Origin of the sequence: Streptosporangium sp. NPDC006013, from assembly GCF_040614275.1 — a bacterium.
Taxonomy (GTDB): Bacteria; Actinomycetota; Actinomycetes; order Streptosporangiales; family Streptosporangiaceae; genus Streptosporangium.
In genome coordinates this window covers 1-10,615 of record NZ_JBEXUE010000355.1, presented here as the reverse complement: position 1 = coordinate 10,615, position 10,615 = coordinate 1, and the positions used below count along the sequence as shown (strand labels likewise).

8 protein-coding genes are annotated in these 10,615 nt (G+C 71.5%); 4 read left to right on the top strand and 4 right to left on the bottom strand.

Annotated features, from left to right (window positions below; translation table 11 throughout):
• Nucleotides 1–42: 42 nt before the first annotated feature.
• Together ABZ260_RS37205 and ABZ260_RS37200 are read right to left on the bottom strand one after the other, a co-directional pair.
• Nucleotides 43–507 (bottom strand): hypothetical protein, encoded by a 465-nt coding sequence (locus ABZ260_RS37205; RefSeq protein ID WP_355626915.1) that lies wholly within the window; start codon nt 505–507, stop codon nt 43–45.
• A 114-nt stretch (nt 508–621) separates the two neighbouring features.
• Complete coding sequence (locus ABZ260_RS37200; protein ID WP_355626913.1) at nt 622–1,581, bottom strand: cation diffusion facilitator family transporter; 960 nt, start codon at nt 1,579–1,581, stop codon at nt 622–624.
• Between the two features lie 224 nt (nt 1,582–1,805).
• On the opposite strand from ABZ260_RS37200, the gene ABZ260_RS37195 reads away from it, so the two are divergent.
• Nucleotides 1,806–2,087 (top strand): metalloregulator ArsR/SmtB family transcription factor, encoded by a 282-nt coding sequence (locus tag ABZ260_RS37195; protein WP_355626911.1) that lies wholly within the window; start codon nt 1,806–1,808, stop codon nt 2,085–2,087.
• Nucleotides 2,088–2,461: 374 nt separating this feature from the next.
• Here ABZ260_RS37195 and ABZ260_RS37190 read toward each other — a convergent pair whose 3' ends face one another.
• Together ABZ260_RS37190 and ABZ260_RS37185 are read right to left on the bottom strand one after the other, a co-directional pair.
• Nucleotides 2,462–3,130, bottom strand: a complete 669-nt coding sequence (locus ABZ260_RS37190) for a class I SAM-dependent methyltransferase (RefSeq protein ID WP_355626909.1) — start codon at nt 3,128–3,130, stop codon at nt 2,462–2,464.
• Nucleotides 3,131–3,194: 64 nt separating this feature from the next.
• Nucleotides 3,195–3,332 (bottom strand): DUF1707 domain-containing protein, encoded by a 138-nt coding sequence (locus ABZ260_RS37185; protein WP_355626907.1) that lies wholly within the window; start codon nt 3,330–3,332, stop codon nt 3,195–3,197.
• A 133-nt stretch (nt 3,333–3,465) separates the two neighbouring features.
• Between ABZ260_RS37185 and ABZ260_RS37180 the strand changes: the two genes are divergently transcribed.
• The 3 genes from ABZ260_RS37180 to ABZ260_RS37170 are packed head-to-tail and all read left to right on the top strand — an operon-like array spanning nt 3,466 to nt 10,531.
• Entirely contained in the window at nt 3,466–4,794 is a 1,329-nt protein-coding gene (locus ABZ260_RS37180; protein WP_355626905.1) for an SWIM zinc finger family protein, read from the top strand.
• Nucleotides 4,791–8,006 carry a DUF6493 family protein gene (locus ABZ260_RS37175; RefSeq protein WP_355626903.1) on the top strand — a complete coding sequence of 1,072 codons (3,216 nt, stop codon included), beginning with the start codon at nt 4,791–4,793 and terminating at the stop codon, nt 8,004–8,006. The genes ABZ260_RS37180 and ABZ260_RS37175 overlap by 4 nt, the downstream gene beginning before the upstream one ends.
• Nucleotides 8,003–10,531 carry a hypothetical protein gene (locus ABZ260_RS37170; RefSeq protein ID WP_355626901.1) on the top strand — a complete coding sequence of 843 codons (2,529 nt, stop codon included), beginning with the start codon at nt 8,003–8,005 and terminating at the stop codon, nt 10,529–10,531. The genes ABZ260_RS37175 and ABZ260_RS37170 overlap by 4 nt, the downstream gene beginning before the upstream one ends.
• Nucleotides 10,532–10,615 lie beyond the last annotated feature (84 nt).

Here is a 10,615-nt window from a genome sequence, read left to right as displayed (position 1 = left end):
CGCGGGCGGGAGCGGACTCTCCACCGAGCGCGGTAGTCCTGCCTATCGGATCCGGTCGGCCGCGCCTGGCCGCCTACGGCTTCCCCTACGCCCAAGGGCCCGAGCTGGACTTGTGCACCGATGCCATGGCGTTCTTCTTCGTCGCTCACCCGAGCGCGCCCGTGCCAGCAGTTCCTGGCCGGCTGGCTCATACAGCTCGAACGCCAACCCGACCAGCGCGATTGCGACCACCACTTGCGCCGGGCCGTCCGCCACGGCCAGTGCGATCAGCGCCACGCCGGTCGCGGCCAGGCCGGCAGCCAGCACCGTGCGCGGGGAGAACCAGTCCAGAAGGAACGCTCCCGCCCAGCGTGAGATCAAGGCCGTCACCCCGAAGACCGCCAACGCCACCACAGCCAACTGCGGCCCGGCCAGCACCGCCAGGAACGACAGCGCGTAAGCACCGAGCGCGTTCAAGATCCGCACCCAGACCAGCGCTCTGGCCGCCTTCGGCAATGCCTTCAGCATTCATCCCCCCGCGCCGACCAACCGGTGGAGCATGCTTACACAAGCCACCGACAAACCGTGCTGACCCGAACGTTCGCCCCGATCAGCCGGGGGATGGCCAGGTGATCGAGCAGGCTAGCGGTGGGCCAGGAGAATCGCATGGTGCTCAGTGCCGGCCGGGCCGTCGGGATCGGCGTGCACGGTGGCCGCACGCAACCGCGGAAGCTCATGGATCAGCCGATGCTCGGCCTCTACCGCCACCGCGTGCGCCTGCAGCAGCGACGCATCGTGCCGGACCATGATGTCCACCTCGGCGCGCAGCGTGTGACCGAGCCAGCGCAGCCGCACCGAGCCGACGCGCTCAACCCCGGCAACCCCGGCCAAGATCCGTTCGGCCTGGGCGACCAGCTTCGGATCGACCGCGTCCATCAGCCGGTGGTAGATCTCTCGTGCGGCGTCCCGCAACACGAACAGGATCGCCACAGTGATCAGCAGGCCAACGATCGGGTCGGCCAGCGGGAAGCCGAGCGCGGCGCCACCCGCGCCGAGCAGCACCGCCAGCGAGGTGAACCCGTCGGTGCGGGCGTGCAGACCATCGGCCACCAGGGCGGCAGAGCCGATCTCCCGGCCCACCTTGATCCGGTAGCGGGCCACCCACTCGTTGCCGAGGAACCCGACCACTCCGGCCGAGGCCACCAGTCCGAGCGCCCTCATGTCCTCCGGGTTGATCAGACGCTTGACCGCCTCGTAGCCGGCCAGAGCGGCCGATGCGGCGATCAAAACCACGATGACGACCCCGGCAAGGTCCTCAGCGCGGCCGTAGCCGTAGGTGAACCGGCGGGTGGCCGCCCGCCGGCCCACCCAGAAGGCGATCGCCAGTGGCACCGCCGTCAACGCATCGGCGAAGTTGTGCAGCGTGTCGCCGAGCAGCGCCACCGAGCCGGAGACCGCCACGATCGCCGACTGCACGAGCGCGGTGACCACCAGGACGGCGAACGAGATGGCCAGCACCCGCATCCCCCGGCTGCTGGACTCCAACGCCGAGTCGGTCTTGTCCGCGCTGTCGTGACCATGCGGGGTAACGACGTGGCCCACCTTCGCCAGCAACCGCCTGAACCCGCCACCTCGCTCTTCCTCATGCCCGTGACCGTGGCCATGCCCGTGACCGTGGTGGGGGGAATCCTGCTGCGCCATCCGCGTGCCTCGCTTGCCTCTCCGACCGTTTCGCCCGATTATATGTAGTCATGTACGCACGCGACAACGAATCAGGTGCCAATCTCTCGCAGGCGCAACCCACCGGCGCGCAGGTGGAAGCCGCAGTGGAAGCCTTTCGCATGCTCAGCGACGCCACCCGGCTGCGCCTGATGTGGCTGTTGTCCACCGGCGAGTTCGACGTCGGATCGCTCGCCGCAGCGATCGACGTGGCCAGACCCTCGGTCTCCCAGCACCTGGCCAAACTCCGGCTGGCCGGGCTCGTACAGACCCGAAGAGAAGGCCGCCGCGTGCTCTACCGCGCCCGCGACGCGCACGTCCGGGCCCTGATCGGCGAGGCGCTCTTCCACGCCGATCACGAGGTCTCCGGCATCCCCCGTCACGATTGACCCGGCTCACCTGACGGTGACCAGACCCGCCTCGTTCACGCCTCCTGCCACCGGGGCTATCTCGCCCGGCGTCGCAGGAACCCGGCACAGCGAACCTGAACCGCCCTTCGGGGCTTGCTCGAGCCGTGTGCCGCGAGGAGTGGCACGCACGGTTCCGAGGGGGACCGTCGCAACAATGCGGCGGTCCTACCCGGCGGGTGGAGGGCCCATGACAGGCTATTGATCCAGTCGGCCATGATCGTGACGAGGCCCGCTCCGGTCGCGGTCGCCGCGCCGACTGCTGCCCGCCAGAGCAGCACCTTCAACCGGCGCCGCAACCGTCCGGAGGAGCCTTGCCCGGCACGAGACCCTGTGCCGCTTCCGACGCCTGATCCTCAGCCGGGTTGCTTGGCCATGACGACCAGACCCGGCCCGCTTTGCTCATCTGCAGGGAGCCGAAGTTCGGCGACCGGGCGCAGTCCAGCCTGCTCGATCAGGTCCACGAGTTGTTCCGGCCGCCATTTGTGTGTCGTCCAACGAACGGGTACACCTCCGTAGGCCTCGGTGCGCACCGCGTCTTCGTCGCCGACGTGTGTTGCGGTGATGAAGTGTCCGCCTGGCTTCAACGCGCGCGCGAACAGGGCGAGAACCTGAGGAAGGACGTCACGGGGGAGGTTGAACAGTGACCACCACCCGAGCACGCCGCCAAGGGACGCTTCAGCAAGGTCGAGGTCGGTGGCAGAGGCGACGCTGAAGCGGCATTGCGGATGAAGACGGCGCGCGTTCTCGATCATGCGAGGAGAGAGGTCTACCCCGGACACGTCGAGTCCGCGTTCGGCAAGGTAGGCGGTCACCGTTCCGGGTCCGCAGCCGACGTCGAGGACAGGCCCAAGCTCGCTCACGGTGTCAGCGAAGGCGTCGATCGATGCCTTGAGCCATGGATGGCTACGGATGTCGCCGACTCCCGTCGTCACCACCATGTGGGCGTAGTTGTCGGCCACCCGGTCATAGGACTCACGTACCACGTCGAGATCGGCTGGGCGGTCAATGTGGTGTGCGCGCATCAGCCAACAATAGGACTGTGCGACGGCCCTGGGACTGGTACAGCGGTTAACGCTAAGCCGTTGATCATGGCCCGGCTGTACTCGCAAGGGCGTTGACGCGGTTGTCGAGTTCGTCTTTCTTCAGGCGGCCCACGGCGAAGTGCTTACCCGGAATCACACAGGCGCGGTCACGTTCGGCGTCGGAAACGCGGATGTGCTTCACATCGTCCCCCTCCCCTGGCACACGACAAATTACTCAGTTCGTCCGGCGGGGGGCATGGATGTTCACAGGAACCTTTCATCTCCTCGACATCTGCCGCGCCGGTTTGTCGGTGGGGCGATCTAATGTCCCGGCCATGACTTCAGCGACGCAGGCGTACACGTACGCCGCGCCCTCCTCCCTTGTCGACGGTCGTCTCGGATTGGCGACCTCCGGCGGGCGGGCCCTGTCCGGCCCGGCCGTGGCCCCCCGGTTCTTCAGCGGCGTGGTGACCCAGGCGGCCCCCGCCGCGGCGGCCCTGCTCGGCGTCGCCGATGTGGCGCTGGCCCGCTACCACCAGCCGCAGGCGCGGCCCGGCTGGGTGCGCGACCCGGTGGTGACGTGCAATGGAGACCGCTTGCGGTTCGAGTCGTTCTCGGCCTGTGGCGGCGTGTACGCCCGGCTTGATCTGCTGAACGGCGCGCTCGACGGCGAGGTGTTCGACCGGGGCACCACCAACGTCGACGTGAACGCGCCGCTCCGGGAGGCGCTGGCGCGCATCGGCGCGCGTGACCCGTTGCACCTGGGGGTCGGGCTCGACGAGCTGGTCGTGACCACGATGGATGGCGCGGTGGTGGAGAAGAAGGTGCCGCTGCCCGAGCGCTGGTTACGCGGCTTCGCCGAGGTGCAGGTCATCGCCTCGGGCATGGACCAGCGCGGTGAGCTGACCGGCATGGCGGCGGTGCGGTTCCTGCGCGGGCTGCCCAAGAAGGGCACGGTGTGGGTGGCGCAGGCGGGGCGGGAGCTGAAGGTCTCCGACCGTCAGGTTCCGGGCTCGGTCCAGCTCGCCGGCCCCAACCGGCTCGGCACCCTCCTGCCGCTGCTGCGCTTCGCGAAGTCCCTCCGGGTGTACGGCCCGGCCGACGCCGCCTCCAGCGCCTGGGAGCTGGAGCTGCCGGGCATGCGCTACACGCTCACCCTCTCGCCCGAGCGCTGGCGCGGCTTCTCCGGCGAGGGCGCGGTGCTCGACGACCTGGCCATCGACGAGGCCGAGAACGACGCCGACGTGGTGGGCATGCTGCTCAACTTCGAGCCCGAGGTCGAGATCGGCCTGCTGGCCGACCGCGCGGGCATCCCCGCGGACCGGGTGCGGGCCGCGCTGACGCAGCTCGGCGTCGCCGGCCGGGTCGGCTACGACCTGTCGGAGGCCGCCCACTTCCACCGTGAGCTGCCCTATGACAAGGACAACGTGATCCTGCTCAACCCGCGGCTGGCCAAGGCGCGCAAGCTCGTCGACGCGGGCGCCGTGCACCTCGAAGGCGAGCTGGCCACCGTCCATACCTCGGGCGGCGCGCGCCGGGTCTCGCTGGCCGACGGATCCTGTACCTGCGAGTGGTGGTGGGACCATCGCGGCTCCCGTGGGCCGTGCAAACACGTGCTGGCCGCCCGGATCGTCGCCCGCGCCGCCGTGGAGATCTCCCGATGACCCTCTGGACGGAGATCTGTGATCTGGTCACCCGCAACCAGGTCACCCGCCTGGCCGACCGGCTGGTCACGCTCACCGAGGAGGAGCGCGCCGAGCTGGGCGGGCGGTTGCCCGGCCTCGTCAAGGAGCTGCGCCGTGTCCGCACCGAGCAGGTGCGCGCCCAGCATCCCGGCGACTTCGAGGAGATGGCCTCCTGGGAGGTCGGCGACCTGCTCGACAGACTGGCCGACGCGCTGCTGCTGACCGGTGTCGGCGTCATCACCGGCCCGGCGACCGCAGTGACGTGGATGACCGGCCGCGACGTCAACCGCCGCTGGGCCGAGGACCCCGACGTCGCCCAGGTGTGCCGGGTGGCGGCCACCCGCCCCCGGGAGTGGCGTTGCGATGTCGCGGTCCGGCTGGCCCAGCGGGTGCGCCGTCCCGCCGACCGCATCGCGCCGCTGGCCGTGGCGCTGCTGCGCGAGTCCGGCGCCGTGCCGCCCGACCACGACCCGCTGGTGGCCGCCTGGCTGGCCGCGCCGAGCGTGGCCGATGACCCGCTGACCCCCGTGCTGCTGCCTCGTGTCTTCGACGCCGACGGCGCGGGCCGCGCCCTCCGTGACGAGCGGTTGGAGCCCCGGCCAACCCGCTGGCTGGCCGCCGCCGCCCGCGAGCTGCCCAGGGAGCAGGTGCTCGACGGTTGCGTGAGCCGTTTCCTGCGCGGCGGCGAGGCGCAGGACCTGCGGTTCTTCGTCCGGCTGCACATGCTCCTCGACCCCGCGCCCGCAGAGTCCGCGCCCCGCCTGCGCGACTACCTGCGGTTGTTGCCGTCGGCTCCGGGCACGGTCGCCGAGCTGGCCGCCGGGCAGGTGCGCGGGGCGATGCCGCTCGACCACGCCGACCTGGTCGAGGCGGTCGACGCGCTCACCTTCCGGGACGAGGCCAAGCTCGCCGCCACGGGCCTGCGCTGGCTCGACCAGGCGATCCGGGCCACGCCCGAGGCGGCCGCCGATTTCGTGACCGCGCTGACCACGGCGTACGCGCACAAGTCCTTCGACGTGCGCAACCGCGCGGCCGAGCTGACCCTGAAATACGCCGGCCTGTTCGCCGACCACACCGGGGCGATCCTCGACGGCGTCCGCCACCTCCCCGCCGACCTGGGCGCGAAGCTGGCCGAGCAGTTCGGCGGGGAGCCCCAGGTCGAGGAACTGCTGGAGCAGAAGGAGTTCCCGCCGCTGCCCGAGCTGCCGGAGGCGCGGCGGTTCCCCGAGCCGTCGATCTCCCCCAACCACCACGAGCGTTGGATCGGCCAGGAGCGCTGGCTGGCGGCCTTCGTCGCCGGGTTCGCCGACGACCGGGCGAAACTGCGCCGCAGGCTCAAGCCCCACGTCGAGCAGGACCAGGGCTACTGGCGGTCCAGGGAGGTGCGCCTCTACCCCGACGACTGGCAGTCTGCGCTGTCCGCCGAGCTCGTCACCCCCGGGAGTGTGCCGGAGCTGCCGCCGTTCGAACAGGAGAAGTTCTGGGACGGCGCGAACCACTCCGTGGGAGTACGCGCCCTCACCCGTGGCGAGGAGCCCGACCCGGAGCCGAGGCCCCGGCGGATCATGGTGGGCGGCGTCTACCGGCTTGGCCGCTACCTCGACGACGATACCCCGCTGCGCGCCTTCTTCATCACCTGGACCAGCGACGACGGCCCGGACGGGGCGGTGGCCCACGAGGGCGACCGGCAGATCCCCTTCGCCAGGGGCCGGATCCACCTGTACGACTCCCCCACCGACGTCGAGCAGCCGTGGCATTTCGGCGCCGACGACGAGGACGAGGACGAGGAGGTCTACGACGACAGACTGCCGGATCGCCTCCGTCCGGTGCGGACGAGGACTGGCGTCTTGTACGACGACTCCGTGGAGGCCATGCCGTCCTTCATCCTCGACCGCGCCTACAAGCGCATGGCCGAGCTCGGCGTGGACCCCGCCCGGATCGCGGCGATGCGGGCGGAGGAGCAGGTGCCCCCGCCAGGCCCAAGCGAGCCGCTCGTGGAGGCGACCGTCGTCTTCGTCCCACCCCGGCTGCGTTCCTTCATGCCCAAGGAGTTGCCCGAGCACGACGAGTGGCGGCGGCGCAACCGGCTGCCCCACCCCAATCGCGTCTCCCCGCCCCACGATTTCCTGCTGCACCGCTACGCGGAACTCGCCGAGGCCCTCCGAAACGGCACCCTGCCGCCCGTGCTGCTGGCCACGCCGACCTGGATGAGCGGCCATCTCGACCCCGACGTGCTGGTCGACCGGCTGGAGACCTGCGCCGCCGCCGGAGTGGAGCCGCCCCCGGCCGACCTGGCGCAGGCGCTGCTGCGGTTGCCCCGGGGCAGCCACCAGGCCGCAGCCGACCGGGCCGCCAAGGTCGACTCGGAGGCGGCGCGTTCGGCCGCCCGCTGGCTCGCCGGTGACGGCATGGCCGACCCCGAGTGCGGCCACGTGTGGCGCCACATGGTGGACGCGTCCATGGTCGAGTTCGGCGACGGCGAACCGGAACACTTCACCGAGGTCAGGCTGCAGCCGGTGTTGCGGGTGACGGTCCCGACCGGCCATCGGCTGATCGACGAGGTGCTGCTGCGCCAGCCGTTCGATTGGACGGTCGACGAGTTCGGCGGCACCCGCCGGGCGTGGCCCGCCATGCTGCCCGCGCACCGCGAGGTCGTGGCCGTCAACTTCCTGCCCTTCCTGCTGCGCGGCCGCTGGGGCGCGGGGGTGACGCCCACGGAGATCACCGGCCTGGAGATCACCCAGGGCCCGATGGGCGAGTCCACGGCGGTGATCCTCGCCTTCCTCCTGGCCGACAGCGTGCCCGGCATGATCCCGCTGGTCCTGAGCATGGCCGCCAGGGGCGAGCTGCCCGCCGAGGCGATCGGCCGCCAGCTCGCGCTGGTGCTGCGCCGCACCTGGCGGGAGACCCGCCCCGCCATCGCGGCCCTGACCGAGCTGGCCGACGCCGGCGGCCACCACGAGGTGTGGCGCATCCTGCGCGCTCTGCTGCCCGGGATGCTGCCGGGCGAGGGGCAGCGCATCACCGTGACCCACGCCGAACTCGTCGCCTTCGCCGCCGACGTGGCACGCTGGACCGGTGCGCGCGGGGAGATCCCGGTCGTCGCCGAGTTCGCGCAGAGCCGCCGGACGATCCGCTTCGTCCACGAGTGCAAGCGCCTTCACGCCCAGCTCACCGGAGCCACGTCATGACCTCTGACGACATCCGTATCGAGATCAGGAATCTCGTGCTCAACCACGACGCCGAGGGTCTGGCGTTGCGGTTGCCGAAGCTCACCGACGCCGAGCGGGCCACCGTCGCCGCCGGGTTGCCGGGCCTGCTCGCCGAGCTTCGCGAGAGCCCGCTGCTGGCCGCCACCGTTGGCTGGGACGCCTTCGACTGGACCGCCGACGAGCAGGTCACCGGCCGGTCCGAGGTGCTGATGATGGTGGGCGCGGCGACCATTCCCGGCCCGGCCGGGGCGGTCACCTGGCTGATGAAGCGCGACCTCAATCCCCGCTGGTCCGGCGCGCCGAGCCCGCACCGGCTGGTGAAGGCGGTCTCCGGGCGCCCGGTGGCCTGGCGTGCCGATCTGGCGGTACGGCTCGCGCGCCGCATCCGCCGTCCCGACGACCGGATCGTGCCGCTGGCCTTGGAACTGCTGCGCGACGGCGAGGCCACCCCACCCGACCACGAGCCGCTGGTGGCGGCCTGGTTGTCGGCGGTGGGCGTGGCCAAGGACCCGCTGACGCCCCACCTGCTTCCGAAGATCTTCGAGGCGGCCGGCGCGGGCCGGGCGCTGGTCAACGAGACGCTCACCCCGAAGCCGTCCCGCTGGCTGACCCTGGCCGCCCGCACGCTGCCGCGCGAGCAGATCCTCACCGGCTGCGTGAGCCGTTTCCTGCTCGGCGGCGACGCGCAGGACCTGCGTTTCTTCGTCCGGCTGCACACGCTCGTGGCGCCCACGCCCGAGGAGTCGGCCGGGCGGCTGCGCGACTACCTGCGGCTGCTGCCCGCCGCGCCGGGCCCGGTAGCCGAGCTGGCCTGGCAGCAGGTGCGCCAGGCGCGGCTCGACCCGGCGGACGTCGCCGAGGCCATCGAGGCGATGACCTTCCGCCAAGAGGCCAAGCTCGCCGTGAAGGGCCTGACCTGGCTCGACCGCGACCTCGCCACCACACCGGAACGTGTGGCCGACCACGTCACCGCGCTGACCAACGCGTACGCGCACGCCTCTCACGAGGTGCGCGACCGCGCGGTCACCCTCACCCTCAAGCACGCCGACCACCTCACCGACCCCGCCCCGATCCTGGAGGCGGCCGAACTGCTGCCCCCGGCCTCGGCCCGGCAGCTCTTCGAGCGCTTCACCGGAGGCTGGACCAGCGACTTCACCCCCGGCCGCCTGCCCGAGGCCACCATCCCCGGCCCGTTCCCCACCTCCGGCCTGGAGAGCGGCCCGCCGGAGGAGATCGGCTGGATCGACGTCGAGGCGTGGCTGGCGGCGGTCACGCGGGAGGCACATACGAACCCGGACTCCCTGAAGGAAACGCTGGCCCGGCGGTTCGGCGAACACCTGCGGCCGGTGCTCTACGACGCGCCGACGTGGCAGTCCCCGCGTGACTGGTGCACCGCGCTGGCCAGGGAACTCGTCAACCCCGGCGAAGATCCGGGGCCGCCCATGTCCCGTCCGCCGAGGCAGCGCCCGTCGTACCGGAAGACGATCTCCGAGGAGCAGCGGGCCGACGCGGAGCAGGCCTTCCCCGGCCTGTCCGGCGATCTCGGGCAGGCCCTGTACGACGGCATGGTGAACGTCGCGGCCACGGCCTTCCAGCTGTTCCCCGGCCTCCGCACGGTCGTCCCGCTCCACGAGATGCCCGACTACGTACAGGAGGAGATCCTGCGGACGATCGACGTCCAGACCGACCTCTACCACCTGGAGGCGCGACCTGCCCCCGCTCCCTGGAACCGCCTCCCCCACCTGCGAGAGTGCGCCCGCCCCCACGCCTTCCTCCTGTCCCGCCTCGACGAACTCCTGCGCGCGGCGAAGGCCGGAGCCCTGCCCCCGGTACTGCTGGCCACCCCCACCCGCGCCGACGGCCACCTCGACCCCGAGACCTTGCTCAACCGCCTGGCCGTGTGCGCGGAATCCGGCTGCGAACCGCTCCCGCTGGACGTGGAACAGGCCCTGTTACGCCTCCCGCCCGATCCCGCCCCCGACCTGGCCGAACGCGCGAAGGGCATCGGCTCGGCGGCTGCTGCGGTGGTGGCCCGCTGGTTCGAGCGCGGCGCGCCCCCATCCCCGGAGGTGGAGCTGACCTGGACCCTCGACCTCGGCTCCCGCGTCGTGCCCTACGACGACCATGTCCTCGACCAGCGCGGCATCGCCAATGTGAGCTGGCAACCCGTGGAGCCCACCGGTCTCGCCCACCTCAACGCCCTGCTGACCGCGCCCGAGATGCACCCGTTCCGGCGCGTGTCACGTCACTTCTGGCCCGGCATGACGCCCCACCACCGGGAGCTCGCGGCGGCCCATCTGGCGATCGGCCTGATCGACCGTTTCGACCCGCCCGACATCGCGATCGACGACCTCCGCAACCTGACCCTGGCCGAAGGCGCGTCCGGCCCGGCGACGGCCCTGGTCCTGGCCTACTTCCTTACCGTGGAGGGCGACGACGCGGTGCCCCCACTGCTTCAGCTGGCGGCCAAGGGCGCGCTCCCCGCCGCCGAGACACCCTGGTGAACCTGCGTGGTATCCGGGAGTCCGGCGCGGCCTTCGCGATCCCCACCTACGCCTTCATGTTCGCCGTCCTCGGCCTGATCGTGT